The sequence below is a fragment of the Sinorhizobium saheli genome, from assembly GCF_001651875.1.
GTDB classification, from domain to species: Bacteria; Pseudomonadota; Alphaproteobacteria; order Rhizobiales; family Rhizobiaceae; genus Sinorhizobium; species Sinorhizobium saheli.
In genome coordinates, this window is sequence record NZ_LNQB01000056.1 from 15112 (window position 1) to 38974 (window position 23863).

The 23863-nt window shown below is 63.5% G+C and carries 22 protein-coding genes; 10 read left to right on the forward strand and 12 right to left on the reverse strand.

Translation table 11 applies throughout. From position 1 onward, the window contains the following. Positions 1-105: 105 nt before the first annotated feature. The gene (locus tag ATB98_RS04255) at positions 106-1428 is read left to right on the forward strand and encodes a type II toxin-antitoxin system HipA family toxin (protein WP_066869525.1); all 1323 of its coding nucleotides are present in this window, start codon (positions 106-108) and stop codon (positions 1426-1428) included. A 17-nt stretch (positions 1429-1445) separates the two neighbouring features. Next, on the forward strand, positions 1446-1730 hold the full coding sequence (locus tag ATB98_RS27800; protein ID WP_084435286.1) for a helix-turn-helix transcriptional regulator: 285 nt from the start codon (positions 1446-1448) through the stop codon (positions 1728-1730). 383 nt (positions 1731-2113) lie between these two features. Here ATB98_RS27800 and ATB98_RS04260 read toward each other — a convergent pair whose 3' ends face one another. From ATB98_RS04260 to ATB98_RS04285, 6 genes are all read right to left on the reverse strand, one after another. After that, positions 2114-2812: an RES family NAD+ phosphorylase gene (locus ATB98_RS04260; RefSeq protein WP_157111020.1), complete on the reverse strand. Its 699-nt coding sequence runs from the start codon at positions 2810-2812 to the stop codon at positions 2114-2116. Further along, the gene (locus ATB98_RS04265; RefSeq protein WP_066869531.1) at positions 2806-3216 is read right to left on the reverse strand and encodes an MbcA/ParS/Xre antitoxin family protein; all 411 of its coding nucleotides are present in this window, start codon (positions 3214-3216) and stop codon (positions 2806-2808) included. Before ATB98_RS04265 ends, ATB98_RS04260 begins: the two co-directional genes overlap by 7 nt. Positions 3217-3507: 291 nt before the next feature. Continuing rightward, positions 3508-4488: a 4-hydroxythreonine-4-phosphate dehydrogenase PdxA gene (gene pdxA, locus ATB98_RS04270; protein ID WP_066869534.1), complete on the reverse strand. Its 981-nt coding sequence runs from the start codon at positions 4486-4488 to the stop codon at positions 3508-3510. A 26-nt stretch (positions 4489-4514) separates the two neighbouring features. Further along, entirely contained in the window at positions 4515-5648 is a 1134-nt protein-coding gene (locus tag ATB98_RS04275; protein ID WP_066869537.1) for an iron-containing alcohol dehydrogenase, read from the reverse strand. Between the two features lie 299 nt (positions 5649-5947). Further along, complete coding sequence (locus ATB98_RS04280) at positions 5948-7141, reverse strand: sialidase family protein (protein WP_066869541.1); 1194 nt, start codon at positions 7139-7141, stop codon at positions 5948-5950. Positions 7142-7152: 11 nt separating this feature from the next. Further along, positions 7153-8061 (reverse strand): dihydrodipicolinate synthase family protein, encoded by a 909-nt coding sequence (locus ATB98_RS04285; RefSeq protein ID WP_066869544.1) that lies wholly within the window; start codon positions 8059-8061, stop codon positions 7153-7155. 324 nt (positions 8062-8385) lie between these two features. Between ATB98_RS04285 and ATB98_RS04290 the strand changes: the two genes are divergently transcribed. The 8 genes from ATB98_RS04290 (at position 8386) to ATB98_RS04325 (ending at position 16568) form a co-directional block, all read left to right on the forward strand. Then, positions 8386-10035: an ABC transporter substrate-binding protein gene (locus ATB98_RS04290; protein ID WP_066869547.1), complete on the forward strand. Its 1650-nt coding sequence runs from the start codon at positions 8386-8388 to the stop codon at positions 10033-10035. A 301-nt stretch (positions 10036-10336) separates the two neighbouring features. Further along, complete coding sequence (locus tag ATB98_RS04295) at positions 10337-11293, forward strand: ABC transporter permease (RefSeq protein ID WP_066869551.1); 957 nt, start codon at positions 10337-10339, stop codon at positions 11291-11293. Between the two features lies 1 nt (position 11294). After that, positions 11295-12254: an ABC transporter permease gene (locus ATB98_RS04300; RefSeq protein ID WP_066869554.1), complete on the forward strand. Its 960-nt coding sequence runs from the start codon at positions 11295-11297 to the stop codon at positions 12252-12254. Continuing rightward, positions 12251-13252: an ABC transporter ATP-binding protein gene (locus ATB98_RS04305; RefSeq protein WP_066869557.1), complete on the forward strand. Its 1002-nt coding sequence runs from the start codon at positions 12251-12253 to the stop codon at positions 13250-13252. The genes ATB98_RS04300 and ATB98_RS04305 overlap by 4 nt, the downstream gene beginning before the upstream one ends. Further along, entirely contained in the window at positions 13252-14235 is a 984-nt protein-coding gene (locus ATB98_RS04310; protein WP_066869560.1) for an ABC transporter ATP-binding protein, read from the forward strand. The genes ATB98_RS04305 and ATB98_RS04310 overlap by 1 nt, the downstream gene beginning before the upstream one ends. Before the next feature lie 6 nt (positions 14236-14241). Next, the gene (locus ATB98_RS04315) at positions 14242-15309 is read left to right on the forward strand and encodes a four-carbon acid sugar kinase family protein (protein ID WP_066869565.1); all 1068 of its coding nucleotides are present in this window, start codon (positions 14242-14244) and stop codon (positions 15307-15309) included. 20 nt (positions 15310-15329) lie between these two features. Next, complete coding sequence (locus ATB98_RS04320) at positions 15330-16088, forward strand: FadR/GntR family transcriptional regulator (protein ID WP_153435611.1); 759 nt, start codon at positions 15330-15332, stop codon at positions 16086-16088. A gap of 177 nt (positions 16089-16265) precedes the next feature. Beyond that, positions 16266-16568 carry a hypothetical protein gene (locus ATB98_RS04325; RefSeq protein WP_066869569.1) on the forward strand — a complete coding sequence of 101 codons (303 nt, stop codon included), beginning with the start codon at positions 16266-16268 and terminating at the stop codon, positions 16566-16568. Between the two features lie 98 nt (positions 16569-16666). On the opposite strand, the gene ATB98_RS04330 is transcribed toward ATB98_RS04325, so the two are convergent. The 6 genes from ATB98_RS04330 to ATB98_RS04355 form a co-directional block, all read right to left on the reverse strand. Beyond that, on the reverse strand, positions 16667-17809 hold the full coding sequence (locus tag ATB98_RS04330; RefSeq protein ID WP_066869572.1) for a Fic family protein: 1143 nt from the start codon (positions 17807-17809) through the stop codon (positions 16667-16669). Between the two features lie 269 nt (positions 17810-18078). Continuing rightward, entirely contained in the window at positions 18079-18585 is a 507-nt protein-coding gene (locus ATB98_RS04335; RefSeq protein ID WP_066869575.1) for a DUF995 domain-containing protein, read from the reverse strand. After that, positions 18582-19565, reverse strand: a complete 984-nt coding sequence (locus ATB98_RS04340; protein ID WP_157111021.1) for a glycoside hydrolase family 26 protein — start codon at positions 19563-19565, stop codon at positions 18582-18584. Before ATB98_RS04340 ends, ATB98_RS04335 begins: the two co-directional genes overlap by 4 nt. After that, positions 19562-21475 carry a glycosyltransferase family 2 protein gene (locus ATB98_RS04345; protein ID WP_084435284.1) on the reverse strand — a complete coding sequence of 638 codons (1914 nt, stop codon included), beginning with the start codon at positions 21473-21475 and terminating at the stop codon, positions 19562-19564. Before ATB98_RS04345 ends, ATB98_RS04340 begins: the two co-directional genes overlap by 4 nt. Next, a complete protein-coding gene (gene galE, locus ATB98_RS04350) occupies positions 21472-22458 on the reverse strand; it encodes a UDP-glucose 4-epimerase GalE (RefSeq protein ID WP_066869578.1) in 987 nt (328 codons plus the stop codon). Before galE ends, ATB98_RS04345 begins: the two co-directional genes overlap by 4 nt. After that, positions 22458-23501: a UDP-glucuronic acid decarboxylase family protein gene (locus tag ATB98_RS04355; RefSeq protein ID WP_066869580.1), complete on the reverse strand. Its 1044-nt coding sequence runs from the start codon at positions 23499-23501 to the stop codon at positions 22458-22460. Before ATB98_RS04355 ends, galE begins: the two co-directional genes overlap by 1 nt. Positions 23502-23863 lie beyond the last annotated feature (362 nt).

Genomic DNA, 23863 nt, shown 5'->3' on the forward strand with positions numbered 1-23863 from the left:
CCACCATAACCGTCACGATGGCTGGGGGCCTTTAGTATTCACCCATTTCAATGGGTTGAATAATTTCGAAAGGTGCGTTAATCGATCCATCGAAGGGGTCTATTTATGCGCCTAACACTCCAAACCCATTTTGACAGTGAGTGGCATGACGCCGCTACGCTGGAACTTAAAGATGACGCGGCCGGCTATCAGGACGCGTCCATAGTCGACTACGATCTCGACTATTTCGTCACTGCGGCATCGGCGGAGTTTGCGGCCGGAAGGACGGTTCGCGACCATCGCGCCTTGTCGGTCCGTTATCCCGTTGATCTCGAAAACCGATATGGCAGCCGCTGGCCACCGTTCCTTTTGGACCTTATGCCTCAGGGGCACGCAAGGCGAAAGCTTGCGTACCACCTCGGGCTCGCTGAAGGCTCGCGCGCTTCTGATCTCCCGCTGCTTCTGCGATCGGCTGCGGGCGGCATCGGCAATATTCGCATCAAGGAAGCGGCCGACGCCGAAACGGAACGGATGCGCACTGTACAGCGCCAAGGGGTTACAGAAGCGGAAATCCTTGAGCGGTCGGAGCGGTTCATGGAAGTCGCCGATCGCTTTGGAATGCTCGCCTCCGGCTCAAGCGGCCTGCAAGGCGAATGGCCGAAGGTTTCGATGACCCAGGCGAATGACGGACTCTATTATCCTGACAGCTTCGTGACCGACGATGAGGCCGCGCGCCACGTCATCGTCAAGCTGGTGCGCAGCAACGAGCCTGTAGACCGTCTAATTCTCGAAGGCGAAGCCCTCTATTCGCAGATCGCTCAAAAGATCGGTCTGAATGTCAGCGAACCTTCGACCTATGCCGAAGGCGTGCTCATCATTCCTCGTTTCGACCGGAAGAAGACAGAAGGCGGCGGAACCGTCCGACTGGGGCAGGAAAGCCTCGTTTCAGCGATCGGCGTCGCCGATTTCGGCTATGTCGGCACGCACGAGGCCTATATCGACGTTCTGCGCCAATATTCGGCCGATCCTTTATCGGACATGGTCGAGTATCTGAAGCGCGACATTGCCAATCTGGCGTTCGGCAATCCCGACAATCACGGCCGGAATTCGGCTCTCACCAAGCATCAGGACGGCACGATCCGACTGTCTCCGCTCTTTGATTTCGCACCTATGCGGCTCGCCAAGGAGGGAATTGTTCGCTCCACCCGATGGGCAATCATGCATGACGTCGGTCGCGATCATCTTCCCGATTGGATGCACATTTACGGCGAACTGATGCGTGATCCTGCTGAGCAGAAAGCGCTCGCTGCTGCGCTTTCTGTATTTGCCGAACATTTGCTGCAGGCACCGGCCATGGCGAAAGAGATGGGTGCGGCTTCGGAAATTCTGGAGCGTGCAATGGGACGCTGCATTCAAATCGCGCATAGCGTTCTGGCGGCAAACTTGTGATGCCGGAGGACAGTCGAATGGCTCGCTGGAAGAAACCCACAAAAGAAGAGATTCTTGAGAATCGGCGAACACTGGCTGAGCGTGCTCGAACCGGTGATCTAAGGCTACCGGGTGCTGTCGCAGAGATCCGAAGGGGACTTGGCATGACACAGGAAGAGTTCGCGAAGACGCTGTCGCTTACCAGGCGTCAAATCGCTGAAATCGAAACTGGGGGAGCGAATCCGACGCTTGAAACATTGGAAAAGATAGGCCGGCTTTTTGGTTTCGGAATTGGTTTTATACCCAAAGGGCGATTGAACTAATGCATATCGCCCAAAAGTGCGCAGCGGTTTGGGGCAACGACACGGATAAAAGCGAGAACCGAGAGCGCGTCGCATGAATACATCTAATCGCGACGCGCTTTAAGCAGCCGCCTGGCTGGCGGTATGCAGCGCAAGCGCGATCGGGCCATCGAACGGAGCAACGGGAATTGCACGCCGGCCTGCAATAGCCTCAAGCTTTCCTGGCCGGCCAATAGCGGCCGCGTCGGAGTGCGTCGAGTATTCGAACGATTCCGGTCTCATCCAAAGGTGCCGGCTGCAGGTCCGCAATCGGACAGGCGGCGCACCCCGCGAAGGGTGTACCGAGCGTGTCGTTGGTGGCTGTCAAGCGAAGGCATCGGAGGCGTCGACCGGTCTCTCACGCATCATGTGGTCGCGAACACAAGCCCGGTGTCATACTGCCGCACGAAATCCACGCGGGATCCGTTCCAGTGGTAACCGTAGTGTCGCCCCTGGATGGGAATCGTGACCACGTCCGGCCAAAAAACGCCGATGCATCGCCCTCCTCGCATGCGGACGCTCTCCCATACGACGCCATCGCTTCCAGCTGACCGCAGGCCGCTTCCCTCGATTTGCGACGCAGTGTAATCGTCCGGATTCAACACGCCAGGTACCGCCCGCACGTCGTCGAGGTCGCGATCAACGCTGCCGATCAAAACGCGGAAGTCCGAGGTCCAGCCTGAGTCCTCGTCGGTCGCGCGCATGAATTCCTCGTGATGATGTATCGTTTCGGCGACTGCGACTTCTTCGCTGTCGCCAGCGTAATAGATGCCATACCTGCCATCCGTGAATCGGCCGGGTCGTAGAACCGAGCAATGCACAAAAGGAGCCATTACGAAGCTCGCTCCAGGGCCGCCAACCCGGCGAGAGGCCGGAACCTTGCCGAGATCGCCGATCTCGAGGCGCACACGGGGATTTGTCTTCTCCTCAACCGCAACAAGCGCCTCCCAGTCTCGGGGGTCTGCAATGTCCTCGAACAGGTCGATCGGGGGATAGATGGATCGAATGATACGATAGGTCTGATCCCAGTGTATGCGACGGCGGACTGCAAGCCCGCTCACCACGCACCACGCTCCGCATTCAGCCATTCACGCATTGCGGAAAGATCGGCTATTTCTCCCCGCAGCATCAAGTCGAGCGCCGAGGCGCCGGAAAAGGCGGCGTTTGGCTTGCGCAGCCAGGCATAGCCGCGGGACGGCTCCTTGAACAGGTAGCGCAGCCCTTTATGGATTCCCATGAGATGCGCCATCCTCGTGCGCAGATCACGATCGATCCGGCCGATGTTTCCTTCCTTCCAACGCGCCCACGTTCGGGGGGACATACCTCCGAGAAGGACGCAAGCTTCAGCGTCGGAGATATTCCAAACCCTGAACAAGTTGACCGTGGTCCGCGCCAACGCGCCAGCTTCCTCGTCTGTTATGGCATCGGATCGGTCGGACGGTGTGGCAATGATCGGCGTAAACTGCATCCCGATCTCCTTTGGCAAAATTATATCTTTTCTATGCCAAATGGCAACGTGACATTCCTCAGCCGAGCCCGCAGCTGCTTTGAGGTGGAGGCGGACTTTAAACGCAAGAGGCGAACGGCCGACGAGGCAATGCCGTGGTCGCCTCTGGTAAGCCACCACCGCCAGACGCCATTCCAGCGGTCAGAGGCCCGCCGTTCCTGGAAGCTGCCGGCCAAATCGAACCGTCGCGAAGCTGCACCGTGCAAAGAACTAGCTCGCGGCAGTGAGCTCCAAGATCGCAACGCCGTTTTACTATGATGCCCGCCGTGGCGAGGATGCCATCAGGCGCGCATAGGCGATGGCCGAGAGCATGTTGACGTGGTTGGCCTTGCCGGTTCCAGCGATGTCAAAGGCCGTTCCGTGGTCGACGGAAACGCGATCGATCGGCAGACCCAGCGACACGTTCACGGCGGTGTCGAAGGCGATGAGCTTGATCGGGATATGGCCCTGGTCGTGGTACTGCGCGACGACGAGATCGAAGGCGCCACTATAGGCGCGCGCATAGACCGTGTCGGCCGAGATCGGCCCCGAAACGTCGATGCCCTTCTTCCTTGCGAGCTCGACTGCGGGTGCGAGGAAGCGCATGTCCTCGTCGCCGAAAAGACCGTTCTCACCGCAATGCGGGTTGAGGCCAGCGACTGCGATGCGAGGCTTGCGGCCGAGCCGCATGAAGTGATCGTGGCCCGCCTCGATCGTCGCCAGCACCCGCTCGACCGTCGCCCGCTCGATCGCACCGCGCAGCGACACATGGGTCGAGACGTGGACGGTGTTGAGCCGCTCGGAGGCAAGCAGCATGAACGAGCTCTTCGAGCCAGTGAGATGCGCAAGAAGCCCGGTGTGGCCGTCGAAGTGATGGCCGGCAAGGTTCATGGCCTCCTTGTTGATCGGCGCGGTGACGATGCAATCGGCCTCGCCCGCCACTGCCATTTCCACGGCGCGGCAGATATAGCGCACCGAAGCTTCGCCGGCGGCCGCGCTTACCTTGCCGATCTCCGGCAGCGGCGCTTCGAGGGCGACCTCCTCGACGAGGACCGCCCCCTCCTCCCTCGTCGCCGCAAAGACCAGCGAGACGCCGGTCGTCCGCTTGGCGCGCTCCAGCGCCTCGATATTGCCGACAACGGTGAAATTCGCGCGCTCCTTCCTCGGGAAGGTCGCGAGCGCCTTGACGATGACCTCCGGTCCGACGCCGGCGGGATCGCCGAGCGTGATTGCGACGCGGGTTTCCTTGCCCATGGTTTTCCCTCCTCAAGGATACGGCCTTAATAAGCCGCCTCGTAGATCGCGAGGATATCGGCGCGCGAAAGGTCTCGCGGGTTGTTGTCGAGCAGGCGCCGGATGGCGAAGGCGTCGTCGGCCATGACGCGGAGGTCATCGGCCGGCACGCCGAGTTGCCCGAGCTTCATCTCGATGCCGAGCGAGGCGCAGAATTCGTGCGCGGCTTCGAACACGGAACCGATCTTGTCGGAGGACGGCAGGCCGAGCGCCTCGAGGACGGCCCTCGTCTTGTCGGGAACCGCGGGGGTGTTGAACGCGAGCACATGCGGGAAGATCAGGGCATTCGCCGCTCCGTGCGCCACGTGCCAGCGGGTGCCGAGCGGGTAGGCAAGCGCGTGGCCGCCGGCGGTGTTCACCGGCCCGAGGCAATAGCCGCCGTAAAGCGAGGCGAGCGAAAGCCCGGCGCGCGCTTCCGCGTCGCCGCCGTCGCGGACGGCGCGGGCTAGATAGCGCCCGACCAGCCTCGCCCCTTCGAGCGCATAGATGTCGACGGCGGGATGCGCCTTGCGGTTGGTGAAGGCTTCGACGCAATGCGCCAGCGCGTCGACGCCGGTCGCCGCCGTCACCTTCGGCGGCACGGTGAAGGTGAGCGTGGGATCGATCACGGCAATATCGGCGAGCATGTGAATGCTCTCGACCGCGAGCTTGGCCCTCGTACCCGGATCGGTGACGAGCGCGCGGATGCCGGCTTCGCTGCCCGTGCCCGACGTCGTCGGCACCTGGGCGAGCGCGACCCTGCGCGGCCCGGCCACCCTGCCCGCACCGATGACATCGACGAGCCGCTGCGCCGACCCCGACAGAACGGCCGCCAGCTTGGCGAGATCCATGGCGCTGCCGCCGCCGAAGCCGACGATGAGGTCGGCATTGGCGCTCTCCGCCGCCGCGAGCACGCGATCGAGATCGCCCGTGTCGGGCTCGGCCTTCACCTCGCCGAAGACGCTGACCTCGCCGGCAAGCCCGAGAAGCGCGGCGCGCGAAGCGTTGAAGGCATCGGAAATCACGAGGACGCGACGGTAGCCCTTGCCCTTCGCCCAGGTGCCGAGTCTCTCCGCCACACCGGCACCGAACTCGATCACGCCCGGCCTCACCATGGAAATGGGCGCATCCAGATTGCTCATCCGATCGGTCCTCCCTGAACATCACGGGCTCCCGCCGCGATCACCAGATGTAAATTTGTTATCTTCAACGCAGCGGCATGGCAAGAGCATCGGCCGAAATTTTCCCCGGAACTTGCCCCGAGACGCTGGTGACTATTCGCGAGTGCCGCGCTATCACGCTGTGTTTAAACCATATTTCCCGCGTTCAGGCATGGCGCACACCTCCCGGAACGCCGGCGCCCATGCGGGCCCGCGCGCCGCAGGAAGCGGCACAATCGACTTGTCAATTCAGACAAGTGTCAGACCCGCGCCCGCCAGCCTCAGCCGGCCGGGTCGAAAAAGCCCGGTTCCAGCCGAACATATTTGATCGCCCGGCGAAAATAGGTGTAGGCGATGTGCAGCCTGCCCTCGGCGTCCTCGACGATCGAGGGGTAGGAGAACTCCCGGTTGAGCGAATCCTTCGAATTGTTGCTGAGGCAGAAGCCGTCGCCCGTGTCGAGATCGACGCGGCGAGGGAAGGTCAGCCCGCCGTCTGTGGAGAAGGCCAGACTCAGCGGCGCCCGGGGAACGCCCCAGATCGCCGGGCGGACCGAGGCAAGGGGCGGGGCCGCCGCCTCCCCGTCTTCACCCTCGATCTCGTCATAGAGCGAGTGGCGGCGCGCATCCGACATGGAGGCATTGCTGTGGTTGTAAACCATTGCGATTGCTCCGTTTTTCATGCGTATCGCCTGGATCGACGAATTGTTGTTGGGCAGGTCGACTGGCTGCGGCGCACTCCAATGGAGCCCGGCGTCATCCGAGCGGCTCATCAGCACGCTGGTCGCGAAGCGATTGCGGTAGAAGGCGACCATGGTCTGGCCTTCGGCCGGCACGATGTTCATATGCACCGCGCCGATGCTTTCCGGCACCTCCTGCATCCGCCAAATGCGGCCCTGGTCGTGCGAGACGAGCACGGCCGCGCGGTCGAGATCGCCCGTCCAGCGCCGCCCGGCCTCGCCGATGCAACGGAAAACCGGCAGCAGCCAGTCGCCGGCGCCGTTGACGATGATCGGCTGGCGCACGAAGGTGCCGGGAATTGCGCACAGTATCTCCGGCGGCCCGAAGGTTCTGCCGCCGTCATTCGATATCCGGCGCTTGACGATGGCACCGTCCTGGTTGCCGGAGGTCTGGGAGGTGTAGAGCAGCCACACGCGCCCGTCAGGTGCGGTGAAGATCAGCGGGTTCTGCTCGGATTTCTCCGGGTCGTCGGACATTTTCTCCGGTTCGGACCAATGCCGCGCGCCGGGTTCCAGCCGCGACATGTAAACCGAGATGTCCCCCATCCCCTCCATCGTGCCGCCGAACCAGACGCAGGTGAGCGTACCGTCTGGAAGAAAAGCGAGGTTGGCAGCGTGGTTCTGCACACATGGCGAGGGAAGATAGGCGTCCGACCGGCCAGGTTCATCCTGGCTCGGCACCACCTCCCCCGTCATTCGAGGCTGAACTTCGTGCGGCTGCAGGGCGGAATAGACCATCCACTCCTCCCTTACGGCAAAGCCGCAAATTTCGCCGCGAGGTCCGCCCGCTCACTCTCGTTCAGCGGCAGCAGCGGCGCCCGCGTGCGGAACCAGGCTTCTTCGCCGGTCCTCAACGCGATCATCGCCTTGACCGTCGGAATCTGCACATAGGCGTTCGAGAGCGTCCGGTAGGCGTTGATGCGGGCCTGCGCCGCCTCGATCTCGGCCGCCCTCTCCGCATCCCACACGTGATCGAAGATGAAGCGAAGCGAGTTGGCGACGAGATTGGAGGTCGCGGTGATGCAGCCGGCGCCGCCCGACTGCAGCAGCGGCAGGAGCAGCGGATCGGCGCCCGCCAGCACCGAGAAATGCGGCAGTTCCTTGACGATCGCCTGCATGTTCGCGAGATCGCCGGCGGAATCCTTGATGCCGACGACGGTGCCGGGGAAGGCGGCGGCGAGCCGCTTGACCAGCGGCATCGACAGCGGAATGCCTGAGACCTGCGGTATATGGTAGAGGATGACCTTAAGGCGGTCGTCCCCCGTCTTTTCAATGATTTGCGAGTAAGCGGCGTAGAGGCCCTCGTCACTCACGCCATTATAATAGAAGGGCGGGAGCATCACCACCTTCGTCACCCCGAGCGAAAGCGCATGCCTCGTCAGGGCGACCGTTTCCGGGATCGCGGCAACGCCGGTTCCGGGCATCAGCCGGTCGGGCGCGATGCCCGCGGCAAGGGCGCTCTCGAGGATCGCCCGGCGTTCGTTTTGGGAAAAGGAATTGGCCTCGCCCGTCGTGCCGAGCAGCGCAATCCCGTGGCATCCCTGGTCGATGAGGTGCCTGCAATGATCGGCAAAGAGGGCGAGATCGGGGTCGCCGTTCGCCTGAAGCGGCGTCGCCGCGGCGCAGTAGACGCCGGCGACTACATGTTTTCCGTCCATTTCTGCCTCCTCCGCGCCCGATCGAACTGACAAGTAGCGACCGCTGGTCCCGAAGGCACCATTTTACCCGGTCGCGTGAGCGCTGCTTGGCGGATTTTGTCCTCAACATCGCCCATGTTGTCAATACGAAAATCTCGCCGCCGGATTTGTTCGATTTACAACATATTGATAAATATGGCTACTTTTGAACACGAAATACACAAAAGCAATTCCTTCGCATTTTTTATTGACATATTTACAATATGGGCCGAGTGTAAGCGCCAATCTGGGCGCCATTATATCCGGGGAGAGCGGGGCGCTCGGTTTCACGCACGGGAGGAAGAAATGACCAGACGGAAAGATGTCGAGTCCGCGGCAATCGCCATTTCGCGGCGCGAGGCGCTGAAGCTCAGCTTAGGCGCCACGGTCGCGCTCACCATAGCCGGCATGAACGCGCGCATCGTGATGGCCGAGGAGGGCCAGGTGCTGAAAGTCGCCAACCCGGCCTTCAACCAGGATTGGTCGCCCTTGCGCGGCGGCGGCGTGCCCTATCGCTGGAATTCGATCTGGTGGGCCTCGCCGATGTATTTTGACAGCGAAGGCAAGATCCACCCTTACGTCTTCACAAGCTGGGAATCCTCCGAAGGCAACAAGGTCTGGACCTTCAAGATCGACCCCAAGGCAACCTTCTCCGACGGCAGCAAGATCACCGCCGAGGATGTCAAGGGTTCTTGGAACGTCTCGGCGATGCCGAACACCAAGAACCAGCGTGCCGATCAGGTGCTGAGCAAAGTTGCCGGTTACGCGGAGGTCAGCAGCGGCGGCGCCAAGGAGCTTTCCGGTGTCGCAACGCCCGACGAGGGCACCGTCGTCGTCACGCTGAGCGAAGCGGACCCGATCTTCTTCATGCGCCTTGCCAACCACATCGCGCCGATCACCAAGGCTTCCCAGTCGCGCGGCGAGGACGGCGAGGAGATCGCCGACTGGTACATGCCCGACAACGGCGCCGTCTATTCCGGACCGTTCAAGCTGACGGCGATCGATATCGACGCCGGCACGCTCAGCTTCGAGCCGAACGAGAACTTCTTCGGCCCCAAGCCCCAGCTTGCCCGGATCGACATCAGCTCGATCGAGGACAACGTCACGGCGACGTCGCTCTTGAAATCCGGCGAGTTCAACGCCCACACCGAACTCGTCACCTCGACCATCGTCCAGGACCTCGGAGCCGACTTCGCCAGCGGCCCGATCATTCCGACGAGCCAGCATTTCTGGTTCAACACCAAGCGCGCGCCGATGGACGATCCGAAGGTGCGCGAGGCGCTGATCCGCGCCGTCGATCGCGACGGCCTGATGAAGGCCTCCTTCCCCGACGGCCCGCACAAGAAGACCGACCAGATCCTGAACTCGGTCCCCGGCGCCGACAATTCCGGCTTCGAGCCCTATCCATACGACCCGGAAGGCGCCAAGAAGCTGCTCGCGGAATCGAGCTTTGGCGGGCCGGAGAAACTTCCGAAGCTTCTCTTCGTCGGCGTGTCCGGGCCGGCGATCGAGGCGGCCGCGCAATTCATCGCCGAACAGTGGCGGCAGAACCTCGGCATCTCTGCGGTCGACATGAAGCCGCAGCAGGACGCCTATGCCGGTCCCGACCAGAATGCGGTGCAGATCTTCCGCGACGACGTCGGCACGCGCGTGCCGGATGCCGTCTCCTATCTGCAGGGCTCGATCGCCTCGACCTCGTCGAATGCCCAGAACAAGCTCGGCGGCTACAAGAACGACAAGGTTGACAGCCTCCTTGCGGATGCTGCCACCAAGGCAGCCGACGATCCCCAGCGCATCGCGCTGGCGCAGGAGGCGCAGAAGGCGTTCCGCGAAGACTGGGTGTTCATCCCCTGGTATGCTCAGGCGATGTCGCGCTGGGCGACCGCAGAGGTCAAGGGCATCGACAAGAACCTCGACTGGCAGGTAGCCGAACCGTGGAAGATTTCGGTCGGCTGACGTGCGCCTGACGGTTTGACGACGGCCGCGTGCGGAGACCTGGATCGGGATGCGCTCACATGTGTTCGCGCCACCGCTCTGTCTGCTTGTTCTTGCCGCATTGTGCAACCTCAGGTGATTCCACCTGACTGCAAAATGCTCTGGGGCCTCCGCACGGGCTGAAATGCGTGGATCGCACGTGAACGCGGTCCGTGCGTGAAAGGGCCGGTTGGGCGCCACCCAAGCGTTCCGGCCGACCGGAATTGGCATGGCGGTCCGGAGACCTGGTCGGGTCCCGGCGTCGTGCGGGAGGATTTGCAGCATGCTGCGCTACATCGCAACACGGTTTGCCATCTGGATACCGTCGGTGCTTCTGGTGATGATGGCGGTCTACGCGCTCGCCTTCTACGGCGCCGGCGACCCGATCAAGCTGATCTTCCTCCGCGCGCCCGGCGACGTCGCCTATAACCCTGAGCGCATCGAGGCGATCCGCGAGAGCGCGGGGCTGAACAAGCCCTTCTTCGAGCAGTTCGGCTATTACGTCTGGAACCTGCTTCAGGGCAAGTTCGGCAATTCGCTGAGTTCCGGGCGCTCGGTCTGGGCGATGATCAAGGCGGCGGCTCCCGTCTCCTTCAAGCTCGCCCTCTGTTCGATCATCCTGACGGCGGTGATTGCGATCCCGCTCGGCATGATCGCCGCACTCAACCAGAACCGGCGGCTCGACTACGTCATCCTCGGCTCGGCCCTCTTCCTCTGGGCAATCCCCGCCTATGTCGCCGGGCCGCTGCTGATGGTCGGCCTCATCGTTCTCCTGCCCGGCGTCAACGTGCCCTATGGCTGGGGCGGCGTCTTCGACATCCGCATCCTTCTGCCGCTGATCGTGCTTTCCTTCCAGCCGATCGCGCTCATCATCCGCCAGACCCGCGCCGCCGTCATCGAGGTGCTTTCCGAGGATTTCGTCCGCACCGCCCGGGCCAAGGGCGTGCCGGAGATCGTCGTCGCGCTGAAGCATATACTGAGGCCGGTGCTGACGCCGGTCGTGACCCAGCTCGGCCTCATCATGATCACGATCGTCAACGGCGCAATCTTCGTCGAGCTCGTCTTCGGTTTTCCCGGTCTCGGCCGCCTGACGGTCAAGGCGCTCACCAACTCCGATTATCCGGTGATCCTGGCGATCACGCTCATCGGCTCGTTCCTGGTGATGATCTCGAACCTCCTCGTCGACATCCTCTATCCGCTGCTCGATCCGCGCGCGGCCGACCTGAAGAGGAGCCGCTGACATGTCCGCAATTCAGACCCAGCCCGCCATCCTTGCCGAGGAGCCGCCTGTCAGCCTGTGGCGCGATGCCTGGTACCGTCTGAAACGGAACCGGCTCGCGATCTTCGGGCTCCTGATCGTCGCTCTCCTCGCCTTCACGGCGCTTTTCGGCCCCTATCTGACGCCCTACGATTTCCTCAGCCAGGATCTTGCCGCGCGCAACCAGGCGCCGTCGCTCGCCCATCTCTTCGGCACGGACGACCTGGGCCGCGACGTCTTCAGCCGGGTCGTCTACGGGACGCGCACCGCCTTTCTCGTCGCCGTGGTGGTGACGACAATCGCGCTCGTCATCGGCACCGCGCTTGGCGCGATCGCCGGCTTCTTCGGCAATCCGTTCGACCGGGTGATCATGTGGCTGACCGACGTGACCATGTCGGTGCCGAACCTGCTTCTCGTCGTCGTCATCAACGCCTCGCTGAAGACGCCGATCGCCCAATGGATGGAGGCGCGCTATCTCGCGACCCTGAACCCCTTCTACCGCGAGACGGTGTGGATCGATTTCCTGCTCGTCTTCGGCTCGATGGCGCTGATCTCCTGGCCGCCCTATGCGCGTCTCGTGCGCGCCCAGGTGCTGTCGATCCGCAGCCGGCCCTATATCACCGCCGCCCAGGCGCTCGGGCTTTCCAACCGCATCATCCTCATGCGCTATGTCGTGCCGAATGCGCTGGGACCCCTGATCGTCGCCGTCAGCGCCGGCCTCGGCACGGCAATGGTGCTCGAAAGCGCCTTCTCATTCCTCGGCGTCGGCGTCAACCCGCCGACACCGAGCTGGGGCAACATGATCTCCGACGGCCTGCGCGTCTGGCAGCACTATCCGCATCTGCTTGCCGCACCCGCGGCGGTCCTCGGTCTCGCATCGGTCGCCTTCTCATTCCTTGGAGATGGGCTCAACGATGCTCTGAACCCGCGAGGCAGCAAATGACGAAGACAGGAAACCGCCTTCTCGACGTCAAGGGGCTGACGATCGAAATCGAGACGCGCAACGGCTCGGCCGTCGTGGTCGACGGCATCGACCTGCATGTCGACAAAGGCGAAACGCTCGGCGTCGTCGGCGAGTCCGGCTGCGGCAAGAGCCTGACGATGCTGAGCCTGATGCGGCTCCTGCCGAACAAGATCCGGGTCGCGAAGGGCGAAGCGCACTTCGACGGCCGCGACCTGCAGAGAATGTCGAACCGGGAGCTGCGCAAGGTTCGCGGCGGCGACATCGGCTTCGTCTTCCAGGACCCGATGACATCGCTCAACCCGGTGATGCGCATCGGCGACCAGCTTGCCGAACCGCTGATCTACCATCGCGGCATGGGGAGGCAGGAGGCGCGCAAACGCGCGGTCGAACTCCTGCGGCTCGTCGGCATTCCGGGGCCGGAGGAGCGCATTCAGGCCTATCCGCACGAATTATCCGGCGGCATGCGCCAGCGGGTGATGATCGCGATCGGTCTCGCCTGCGAGCCGAAACTCCTGATCGCCGACGAGCCGACGACGGCGCTCGACGTGACGATCCAGGCGCAGATCGTCGACCTGGTGAAGGATTTGCGGGAAAAACTCGGCATGTCGGTGGTCTGGATCACCCACGACCTCGCGCTCATCGCCGGCCTCGTCGATCGCGTCGTCGTGCTCTATGCCGGCACCGTGGTCGAGGATGCGCCGGTCGACGCGCTTTATGCCAATCCGCGCCATCCCTATACCCGCGGCCTGCTTGCCTCGATCCCGAAGCTTTCCGACCAGCCGACCTCGCGGTTGAATTCGATCGGCGGCACGCCGCCCGAACCCGGACGCAGGCCGCAAGGCTGTCCCTTCGCGCCGCGCTGCCCGTTAGCGATGGACATCTGCCGCACCCATGTGCCGAAGCTCGAGCCCGTCGCCGCCGCAGGCCATCATCGGGCCGCCTGCTTTGCCGTTGAAAAAGCACAGGAGGCCGCCTGATGGGTGCCCAACCTCTTCTCAAGATCGAAAACCTGGTCAAGCATTTCCACGTGCGTCTCGGAGCCTTCGGCGAGCGGGCGGCAACCGTCCATGCGCTCGACGATGTCAGCCTCGACATTGCCGAAGGCGAGACGCTGAGCCTCGTCGGCGAATCCGGCTGCGGCAAGTCCACCACCGGCTTCACCATTCTGAATCTGCACCGGGCGACCTCCGGCAAGGTGCTTTACAAGGGCCAGGATCTGACCGCGCTCGACGAGAAGCGGATGCGGCCCTTCCGGCGCGATCTGCAGATCGTCTTCCAGGACCCCTATTCGACGCTCAACCCCCGCATGACCGTCGGCGAGGCGATCGGCGAGCCGATCCTCTTCCACAAGCTTGCGACGAAGGCCGAACTCGAGGGGAAGGTCGCGGCGCTGCTCACCGATGTCGGCCTGCCGCCGCGCTTCGCCTCGCGCTATCCGCACGAACTTTCCGGCGGCCAGCGCCAGCGCGTGGTGATCGCCCGGGCGCTCGCCTGCCAGCCGAAGTTCATCGTCTGCGACGAGGCGATCTCGGCGCTCGACGTGTCGATCCAGGCGCAGATCATCAACCTGCTGCTCGACCTGCAGGAGAAATACGGGCTCACCTATCTCTTCATCGCCCACGATCTTGCCGTCGTGCGCCACATCTCGACACGCGTCGGCGTCATGTATCTCGGGCGTCTCGCCGAGCTTGGGAGCCGCGACGAACTCTTCCAGTCGCCGCTCCACCCCTACACCAAAGCGCTGCTGTCGGCGGTCCCGGAGACTGACCCCGCGCTTGAGCGCAACCGCCAGCGGCAGGTCCTCCAGGGCGACGTGCCAAGCCCGCTCGCTCCGCCCTCCGGCTGCCGCTTCCACACGCGCTGCCCGATCGCGATGGAGGTCTGCCGGCACAAGGTTCCGAGATGGAAGGAGGCCCGGCCCGGTCACCTCGTGGCCTGCCATGCGGTGAACGGGGAATAGCGTGCCATGGGAATCAAAGTCGCCATCGTCGCCGATGACCTGACGGGCGCCCTCGACACCGGAACGCCTTTCGTCGATGCCGGCCTGCGCGTCGCCGTCGCGCTGGACGTGGATGCGGTCGAGGCGGCGATCGCGGCGGATGCCGAAGTCGTCGTCGTCAACACGCTCTCGCGGGCGCTCGATCCCGCCCAGGCCGCGGAGCGGGTGCGGCAGGCGGCGATCCCGCTGAAGCGGGCCTCCCCCGAAGTGGTTCTCAAGAAGATCGACTCGAGGCTCAAGGGCAATGTCGCGGTCGAAAGCGAGGCGCTCGCCAGCGCCTTCGGCTATGGCCACCTTCTGGTCGCGCCGGCCGTGCCCGATCAGCAGCGTCACACCCGCCGCGGGCATGTCATCGGCTTCGGCGTGGCCGAGCCGCTTGCGATAGAACCGCTCTTTTCAGGCGGCAAGGCCGAGATTGCGGTTGCCGACGCTGCGTCAGAAGACGATCTCGACAGGATCGTCGAAGGCCTCGACTGCTCGAGAACAGTCGCCGTCGGCGCGCGTGGGCTTGGCTGCGCCATCGCCCGGCGGGTGGAGAAGCTCTCCTCGAAAGCAGTCTTCAGGCCGTCCGCGAAGACGCTCTTCGCCTTCGGTTCGCGCGACCCGATCACCGCGGCACAGATCGACCTCTTGCTGACGAGCGGCCTCGTCCGGAGCTATCGGGAGGCGCCGGGGGGAGCGGTTCCCGAGAGCGGCATGCCGGGGGCGCTGCCGATGCTTCTCCAGTGCTCCGGCGAGATGACCGATCCGGCGCAAGAGGTCGCAGCGCGCTTTGCCGAGGGCGTCACACACATCGTCGATACCGCGGTCCCCGACATGGTGATGATGGGCGGCGGCGATACGGCCTATGCTATCCTGTCTTCTCTCGGCGCCCGCGTGCTCACGCCGAAGGGCGAGATAGAGGCCGGGATTCCCTGGTTCGAAGTGGAGCGGCCGGGCGGCGGGCGAATGCGTTGCGCTGTGAAGTCGGGGGGCTTCGGCAATCCGCAATCTCTGATAAATGTCCTGAAGCCGGAGGTGCGGCAGCCGGGATGATGAGAGGAATGGTGAATAGCATGACGGAGAGAGCCGAGGTGGGCCAGGCGGCCGCAGCCGAAGCGAAAGCGGAACGCGGCAAATCGGTGAAGCTGGTCGATCGCGTCTTCGACCAGTTGCACGAGCGTATCCGCACCGGCAACTACGCACCGGATTCGCGGCTCCCGGGCGAGCACGAGCTCGCCGCTATGCTCGGCGTCTCGCGGCCGGTCGTGCGCGACGCGCTCAGTCGGCTCCGCGAGCAGGGGCTGATCTATTCGCGCCAGGGCGCGGGCACCTTCGTCAGCGCCCAGGTCTCGGCCGCCGCCCAGCTTGCCTATTCGCCGGTCAAGTCGATCGCCGACATCCAGCGCTGCTATGAATTCCGCCTGACGATAGAGCCGGCTGCAGCCTATTTTGCCGCCCAGCGGCGCGACGAGGCGGCGATCGCCCGGATCGCAGCCGCCCTTGCCGAACTGCGCGAGGCGACGAGCCACCAGCTCCACCGCACCGATGCCGACTTCCTCTTCCACAAGGCCGTGGCAGAGGCCTCGAACAACCACTATTACACGGCCTCGCTAGAAGCCCTGCGGGCGCATATCGCCGTCGGCATGCATCTCCACGGGCTTTCCCTGATGGGACCACGGGCGGGGCTCGAGCAGGTCTACGATGAGCACCACGCGATCTTCCGCGCCGTTGCCGACGGCCGCGCGGAGGATGCCCGCGAGCTGATGCGCAAGCACCTCGAAGGCTCGCGCGACCGGCTCTTCGAGGGACGCATGCTGGATCTCTCCTTCTGACGCAGGGCCGGGCGCGATCCCGGCCTTCCATGTCCGACAGGACACGACCCGCAGAACGCCCCGAATGGTTAAGGCGCCGATGCGGCAACCGATCGAATTGCCGGCTTTTCCGCGACGGCGAATTAAAGCCTTTCCGCTAACCTCGCTTCACAACAAAAGAAGCCGGGGAGCGCAGTCGTGAAGGTAAAATCGGAAAGAGTATCCCGTCTGTTTGAAGCCCGCGGAAGGCTTGCCCGCGGCGCTGCGGCCGCATTGCTCGTCCTCACCGTTTGCGGCTGCTCCTCGACCGTCAGCCAGGAGACCACCTCGTCGGTGACCAGGGCGGCCGGCTATCCGCTGCCCGACCGCAAACCCGTTCAGGGCAAGCAGAGGGTCGCCCAAAGAGCAGTCAAGCTCATGCGCACCACCTATCTCGGGCGCGCGCCCTATATCTGCACGCCGAGCGGCTTTGGCAGCACGTCGCGGTGCTTTCTGCGATAATGCACGCCTTTTGCGCCAGAGGATCGGCGACTGCTGCGCAGGCTCGCAGCACAGCGACTTGGCGCAAACCTGAAAACTCAGGGTCAACAGATTGATGTTCAGCTGCCGCTAATCCCGCCCTTGAGCGGAATCTCTTCGACATCAGACAGAGAGTAGCTGGTGCTCCGCCCTCCGCTTGGCTCCCGAACGAGAATTCCACGTGCCACGAGGTCATTGATGTCGCGTAGGGCTGTATCCGGTGAGGTCTGCGTTAGCTTGGCCCACTTGGACGACGTCAATTTGCCCTCAAAACCCTCGAGAAGTCGATTGACGACTTTGCGCTGACGCTCACTAAACGGATGGCCGGCGTGCGCTTCCCAGAAGCGCGCCTTGCGGAGGACGTTGGCGAGCGTTTTTTCGGCACCGTCAAAGGCACGATTGAGGCAGCCGATAAACCACAGAAGCCAGCGGGTGATATCGAGATCGCCCTTCTGTGTTGTCTCGAGGACTCTATAGTAGTCCCCCCTCTCCTGCCGAATCTGCGCGGACATACTGTAGAAGCGCTGCGAGGTGCCTTCCGACCTGGCGAGCGCCATATCGGCAATAGCGCGCGCAATGCGGCCATTGCCATCCTCAAACGGATGTATGGTGACAAACCACAAATGCGCAATTGCTGCTTTCAGCACCGGGTCGTGCGACGCTGGTCCGTTGAACCAAGAAAGAAATGCCGCCATCTCTTCTGGAAGTCGTTCGGCTGCAGGCGCCTCAAAATGGACCCGCTCTCGTCCCATCGGGCCGGAGACCACCTGCATTGGGCCAGAACTCTCATCACGCCAAGCACCCACAATGATTTTGGTCATACCGCTGCGGCCGGTCGGAAATAGCGCGGCATGCCAAGCAAACAGCCGCTCATCGGAAAGCGGAGCCTCATAGTTCTGGGTTGCATCCAGCATCATCTCGACGACGCCCTCGACGTGGCGGTCGGCAGGAGCGAGCGCACCAATGTCGAGGCCGAGCCGGCGGGCAATGGAGGAGCGGACCTGATCCTTGTCGAGAAACTCGCCCTCGATCTCACTGGACTTCACAACGTCTTCAGTCAGCGTATGCAGAACTGCTTCAGCGCGAAGATCAAATCCCAACGCTTCCATCCGTCCGAGCAGGCGCCCTTGTTGATGTCGGATCGCCGCTAACGGCCCTGCCAAAGTATCGTTGCTCCAGCCAAATCTTGGCCAGCCGTCCAGGTAGTGAATATAGCTTAACATTCTCCGCATCCTTTGCGGTGAATATGGCCGTTATTCTCCGCACCCGCAAGCGCTTCTCCGCAATTCCTGCGGAGAATAATGGCCATATTCACCGCAAGGGCATACGAGCGGACAGGCATTATCACTTACCCCGGCCGCGCTCGAGTTAAACACGCTATGCCCTCGGCTTCAGGTCGGAGTTGCGCGTCGGCCGACGCCGGGCTCATCTCAACGGAGCCGGGGTTGATGTGCTGACGCCGACCGGCCGCGCAACTCCTTTCCCGGCAAGGCTACTTGACCTTGCCGAGTCTGTTCTCGATCCGGCTCAGCCGGGCACTCACATAGTTGCCGCGCCGGAGCTTCATAAATTCGTCGTCAGCCCTGGTGGGCGCGTGTCTGAAGACGTACCATTCGCCATCCGGCTCGCGCTTCTGGTAGATGACGCCGCCGCGCTTCCGGTGGCTGAAGCAGGTCGTCGCGGGAGCCGAGCCGTCCCTGGCGTGCCAGTCCGCCTTGAAGCAGAGCTTCCCCTGCCCCGCGATGAACCAACGGCCGATGCCGTAGGAGGGCGATCCGTTCTCCGCGGACCAGGCGGTGAACCGGCGCTGCCGCACCGAGAAATAGCCGGCACCCTTCTTCCATATCCAGGATTTCTGGCCGTAAAGCGCGTAGAGTTCCGCCTGCGTCAGCGGCGTCGACGTGGCACGCTTCCGGGCGGCGGCCGCCTCGGTCGATGCCGCACCGATGCCGGCGACCACGGCGATAGTGAAAGCCAGTCCGCGGATGATCGCCTTCATCTCGTCCCTCCTGCCGCGTCCTGCCGCACCAGCGTGCCGTCGCTCACCACCCGCCAGTCCGGTTTGCCATAGCCTTCCGGCCAGGGATAGACTTCGCGGTCGTTGAAGTAGACCACTGCCGTCAGGTGCGGGAATTCGCCATGACGCTTCGCGGCGTTCGCCGCCCAGTTCCTCACATATTCGGCATCGCCCTCATACCCGAGTTCGGCGACCATGACCGGCTTGCCGTAGCCCTTCACCCGCTCGTATCCGGGCGCCAGCCGCTCCTGAAAGGTCTGGTCTCGTCCCTTCGTCGCCCGGTCATAGGCCTGCAAGCCGAACACCGAGAGCCCGATGACATCCACCACGTCGTCCCCGGGGTAAAAGGCCTCCAGGCCTTCGTTTCCCTTCGGCGACCACATGAATTTCGCGGTCCCGAGATGGGCACGGCAGACGTTCACCATGCGCCGGTAGGCGGCCTTGAAACCCGCGCCGCCCCAGTGCGACCAGGAAAACTGGCTGTCCGTTTCGTCCATCTCCTGGCCCCACCGAATGATGACGGGGCTCTTGAGCGCCGCAGCGGTCGAGCAGACCGCGGCCATGTTCTCGTCGCGCGCGCCGCCGAGGATCGCGCCGAGAAGCTCCTGCCCGGAGAGCCGCCAGTCTGGCGACCAGGACCAGGGCTCGATCGTGATCAGGAGGGTGCGCCCGCGCGCCAGGGCATAGTCATCGGCAAGCGCGAGCGTCGACAGATCGACGTCTTCCCAGGGCAGGAACAGATGTTCGATCCTGGAACTCGCCGCTTCGCCAAAGTCCCCGTGCGGGTCATAGGCGCCGAAGGTGATAGAATCCTCCGTCAGCACAGGCCGCTTGTCCGATGGCGCTGCCATTTTCGGCGAGTTCGCGTCGAGAATCCCGCCCGGCATGTTGGCGGCGAGCACCGTGCCCGACAGCAACAGACCGAATGATGCGAAGGCGATCGCCTTTGATTTATTCCTCACTGCATTCCTCCGAAGTCGCTCGCCTCGGTTTCGGGGAGCACGCCGTATGATGCTCCTGTCCCTCGCATGCCCTTTTCCGGCCCGGCGGAGATCCAGCGCGGCCGGAAGACGATCTTGCGGAGGGCCTTGCCGCCCTGGCCGGCGCCTGCCGCCGCATAGCGCTCCTCGAAGAGCCGGAGGTGCCCCGCCCCCCAGGCAAGCGCCTCGAGCCCCTCTTTCCCGCGCTCGGCAACGGCGATGCCCGGCAGCGCGACGAGCGCCAGAAGCCCGGCGGCGATCGCATGCCGATAGAAGCGGGGCGCTGCAGCGATCGCATTCTCGCGTGCATGGCGCACGACGATGACGACCAGGAGTAGGCTGTAGTTCGCGGCGTTCAGGGCCGCGAAAAGGTAAAAGCCGTTCGCCGTGGCCGCCTCGTCGACCAGAAGCACCGGCAGCACCGCCGCGATGGCGAGGACCACATAGGGCGAAAGCACACGCAGGGGCAGCGGATCGACCGCGGATGTCCCCTTGGGGGTCACGCGGAAATCCACGAAGGAGCCGGTGAGCCAGTCGCGCACCGCCGCCGCGGTACCGGCAAGGGCCCAGGGCCAGCGCGCAAACAGGAAGAGCATGCATTCCCAGCTCAGGATCTTCGCGTCGTATGGCCGGTAGGTACCTGCTGCCCTCAAGCGGTGCGCCAGTACGACGAGCACGCTCGACAGCGGCACGAAATGCACGAGAAAATCGGGATAGGTCACGGCGACGAAGGTCTCGCCGCGCGCAAGGGCGATGATCGGCATCGCGAACATCAGCGCCATGAAACACGCGAAAAGCGGATACCAGAACTGTGAGAAGAGAAACTGGAATTTCAGTCGCGACGGCAACCGGCCGATGAGGCGCGGCGAGTGCTGCAGCAGGATCGTCACGAGGCTGCGCGACCACTGGAACTCCTGGGTCACGAGATCGCCGAAGGTGCGCGGCCCGTCGCCATGGGCGATCGCATCGAGCGCATGGACGCCGCGCCAGCCGGCGGCGTTCATCATCAATGTCGTCGAGTGATCCTCGGCCAGTTCCGGACCGAGCCCGCCGATAGCCGCAAGGGCCGCCGTGCGCACCGCATAATGCGAGCCGATGCACAGCGGCGCGAGCCCGCCGGTGTAGCCGGCCTGGAGCGCGCCATGCATGCTCGCCTCCGCATAAAGCCGCCCGCGCGCCGACCAGCTTTCGGCGGCATTCCGGTCGCAGATGCTCGGCGCCGAGACGTAACCCACCGCCGGATCGGCGAAAGAGCGCAGCATCGCGAGGAGGTAGCCGGGCTCGGGGACGTGGTCGGCGTCCAGTTGGACGACGAAGTCATAGCGTTCATAGCCGTAGTGATCGTAGAAGAAGGCGAGGTTGCCTTCCTTGCAGCGCGTGCGCCGCGGCCAGGAGGTGCGGTGATAATCGGCCCGCCCCTTGCGGGTCGAGACGTGAACGCCATGCTGGCGGCACCAGGCGAGCGTCTCCTCGGAAGGGTCCTCGTCAGCGACCCAGGTATCATGCGGCAGGTCCTGGGCGAGCATCGCCCTCAGCGTCTGCGCAACGACCGGGAAAGGCTCTGACGGCGCCTTGGTGACGACCATGGCGACGCGGCTCGTCGCCGGCAGGCGCAACGGTCCGCTCGGCTTGGCCGCGCGATAGAACACGATGATGAAATAGGCGGGCAGCAGGGTGACCCATGCGAGCGTCGCGGTGACGAGAATGCTGCCGAAGGCGTTGCTGTGATGGCGCGGGTCGAGCCACCAGCCCCAGAAATAAACGAGGCTGGCGGCCCAGACTCCGGCCCCCGCCAGAAACTCCGCCTTGCGCCAGCCGGTGAGCACCGGCACGAGCAGCGCTTCGCCGCTTTCCGCGGCAACTTCCCTCCTGTTGGCCGAAAGTCTCCTCAAGCCCGCACCTCCAGTCCGAAGAACGGCGCGGCGGTGCGAACGATCGTATCGAGATCGGAGTAGCGGGGCAGGAAACCGAGCGTCTGATAGGCGAGGCTCGCATCGGCGTAGAGCATCGGTGGATCGCCGCGGCGGCGCCGATGGAACACGACCGGGACGTCGCGCCCCGTCACCTCGCGGACCGTCCGCAGCACCTGCCGGATCGAAAAGCCGCGGCCCGTGCCCAGATTGAGCGCGAGGCTCTCGCCGCCCCTGACCAGATAGCGATAGGCCAGCAGATGGGCGTGCGCGAGGTCGGCGACGTGGATGTAGTCGCGCACGCAGGTTCCGTCGGGCGTATCGTAGTCCTCACCGAACACCTCAAGATGCGGAATAGTGCCGGCCGCAGCCATGAGCGCCCGCGGAATGAGATGCGTCTCGGGATCGTGCCATTCGCCGAGGTCGCCCTCCGGGTCGGCGCCGCAGGCGTTGAAGTAGCGCAGCGACACGTAGCTCAACGCAAAGGCCGCCGAATAGTCGGCGAGCATGTGCTCGGCCATCAGCTTCGACTTGCCATAGGGGCTGATCGGTGCCTGCGGCGTCGCCTCGTCGATCGGCAGCATCGCCGGGGCGCCATAGGTGGCGCAGCTCGACGAGAAGATCATCTTGTCGAGACCGGTGCGCCGGCACGCCTCGAGGAGCGTCAACGTCCCACGGACGTTGTTGCGATAGTATTTGGCAGGATCGGCGACGGACTCGCCGACATAGGCGGAGGCCGCAAAATGGATGACCGCGTCGGGCGCATACTCTTTGATCACCGCGAGGAGATGCGCGACGTCGAGTATATCCCCTTCCACGAACGGTCCCCAGCGCACGGCGGAGCGGTTGCCGGTCGCCAGATTGTCGTAGACGACGGGCTCGATGCCCTCGGTGCGGAGAAGCTTTGCGGTATGGCTGCCGATGTAGCCGGCGCCACCCGTGACGAGAATGCGCGGCGCGTCCATCAGGCGAGCTCCCTTGTTTCCAAAGTCGATCGGGTGAGAAGGCCCTCGAAATAGCGGATGGTTTCGGCAAGCCCCTCCGCAAGAGCGACCGTTGGGCGCCAGCCGAGTTCGCCGATCGCGAGCGAGATGTCCGGCCGGCGCTGGCGCGGGTCGTCGGCGGGCAAGGGCCGATGGACGATCCTGGAGCGCGAGCCGGTCAGTTCGACCACCTGCGCGGCGAGTTCGCCGATCATGAATTCTCCGGGGTTGCCGAGATTGACCGGACCGGTGAACGACGGTGGCGACGCCATCACGCGGAGGAACCCGTCTATCATGTCGTCGACGAAACAGAAGGAGCGCGTCTGCAAGCCGTCGCCGTAGATGGTGATGTCCGCCCCCTTCAGCGCCTGGACGATGAAGTTCGAGACGACGCGACCGTCATCCGGGCGCATCCGGGGACCGTAGGTGTTGAAGATGCGGACGATCTTGACGTCGACCCCGTGCATCCTGTGGAAGTCGAAGAACAGGGTTTCGGCGCAGCGCTTGCCTTCGTCGTAGCAGGCGCGCGGGCCAAAGGGATTGACGTTTCCCCAATAGCTCTCCACCTGCGGATGGATGTGCGGGTCGCCGTAGATTTCCGAGGTCGATGCCTGGAAGATGCGCGCCCCTCGGCGAGCAGCCAGCTCGAGAAGGTTCAGCGCGCCGATGACACAGGTCCTGGTCGTCTGGATCGGGTCTGCCTGATAATGGGACGGCGAGGCGGGACAGGCGAGATTGTAGATCTCGTCGACCTCGATATCCATCGGCTGCACGATGTCGTGGGCGATGATGCTGAAGGTGCCGAAGCGCTGCAATGGCGCGATGTTGCGCCTCAGCCCGGTCGAGAAATTGTCGAGGCAGGTGACCTGATGCCCGGCGGCGAGCAGGCGTTCGCAGAGATGTGCTCCGAGAAAGCCTGCCCCGCCGGCAACAAGTATTCGCTTCTGGATTTTCCGGCGCCGCAGCAAGTCACTATCGTTATCAAGCTCAAATGACGTGTTTGTAGACGCTTTACGCAAATACATAGTGGAAAATCCTCGTCAACATCTTAGTTCTAAATAAGAATTTTCTCACATCGGGGATAAATACTAGGTAATTAAAATAATATTCGTTCGAAAATGGCTGTTTTTACGCGAGACATTATTTCCTTCAACCATGTTGTTATTGATACAATCATTGAGAGTGATTGTCATTATCACCCAATCCGGATACTTATCGCTCCGTGCATTTCTAACCAAAACGAGGTATAACGGAGAACTCCTGAGTGTGGCGGCCTGAACCGGCTCCACTCTTGGGCGATTCGCCTGCCGTGTGGCCGTCGCCGCCCTGCCAGACGATTGATCGCTTGCGTCTCGCGCCTTGGGCAAATCGTGCGCTGGAGAACCTG

Excerpts from the sequence above, each read along its gene's own strand:
- ATB98_RS04320 (WP_153435611.1), top strand. The coding sequence starts at position 15,330 with ATGACGGAGAGAGCCGAGGTGGGCCAGGCGGCCGCAGCCGAAGCGAAA.
- ATB98_RS04335 (WP_066869575.1), bottom strand. The coding sequence starts at position 18,585 with ATGAAGGCGATCATCCGCGGACTGGCTTTCACTATCGCCGTGGTCGCC.
- ATB98_RS04275 (WP_066869537.1), bottom strand. The coding sequence starts at position 5,648 with ATGAGCAATCTGGATGCGCCCATTTCCATGGTGAGGCCGGGCGTGATC.
- ATB98_RS04280 (WP_066869541.1), bottom strand. The coding sequence starts at position 7,141 with ATGGTCTATTCCGCCCTGCAGCCGCACGAAGTTCAGCCTCGAATGACG.
- ATB98_RS27800 (WP_084435286.1), top strand. The coding sequence starts at position 1,446 with ATGGCTCGCTGGAAGAAACCCACAAAAGAAGAGATTCTTGAGAATCGG.
- ATB98_RS04300 (WP_066869554.1), top strand. The coding sequence starts at position 11,295 with ATGTCCGCAATTCAGACCCAGCCCGCCATCCTTGCCGAGGAGCCGCCT.
- ATB98_RS04255 (WP_066869525.1), top strand. The coding sequence starts at position 106 with ATGCGCCTAACACTCCAAACCCATTTTGACAGTGAGTGGCATGACGCC.
- ATB98_RS04290 (WP_066869547.1), top strand. The coding sequence starts at position 8,386 with ATGACCAGACGGAAAGATGTCGAGTCCGCGGCAATCGCCATTTCGCGG.
- pdxA (WP_066869534.1), bottom strand. The coding sequence starts at position 4,488 with ATGGGCAAGGAAACCCGCGTCGCAATCACGCTCGGCGATCCCGCCGGC.
- ATB98_RS04310 (WP_066869560.1), top strand. The coding sequence starts at position 13,252 with ATGGGTGCCCAACCTCTTCTCAAGATCGAAAACCTGGTCAAGCATTTC.
- ATB98_RS04355 (WP_066869580.1), bottom strand. The coding sequence starts at position 23,501 with ATGTATTTGCGTAAAGCGTCTACAAACACGTCATTTGAGCTTGATAAC.
- galE (WP_066869578.1), bottom strand. The coding sequence starts at position 22,458 with ATGGACGCGCCGCGCATTCTCGTCACGGGTGGCGCCGGCTACATCGGC.
- ATB98_RS04265 (WP_066869531.1), bottom strand. The coding sequence starts at position 3,216 with ATGCAGTTTACGCCGATCATTGCCACACCGTCCGACCGATCCGATGCC.
- ATB98_RS04295 (WP_066869551.1), top strand. The coding sequence starts at position 10,337 with ATGCTGCGCTACATCGCAACACGGTTTGCCATCTGGATACCGTCGGTG.
- ATB98_RS04315 (WP_066869565.1), top strand. The coding sequence starts at position 14,242 with ATGGGAATCAAAGTCGCCATCGTCGCCGATGACCTGACGGGCGCCCTC.
- ATB98_RS04330 (WP_066869572.1), bottom strand. The coding sequence starts at position 17,809 with ATGTTAAGCTATATTCACTACCTGGACGGCTGGCCAAGATTTGGCTGG.
- ATB98_RS04305 (WP_066869557.1), top strand. The coding sequence starts at position 12,251 with ATGACGAAGACAGGAAACCGCCTTCTCGACGTCAAGGGGCTGACGATC.
- ATB98_RS04285 (WP_066869544.1), bottom strand. The coding sequence starts at position 8,061 with ATGGACGGAAAACATGTAGTCGCCGGCGTCTACTGCGCCGCGGCGACG.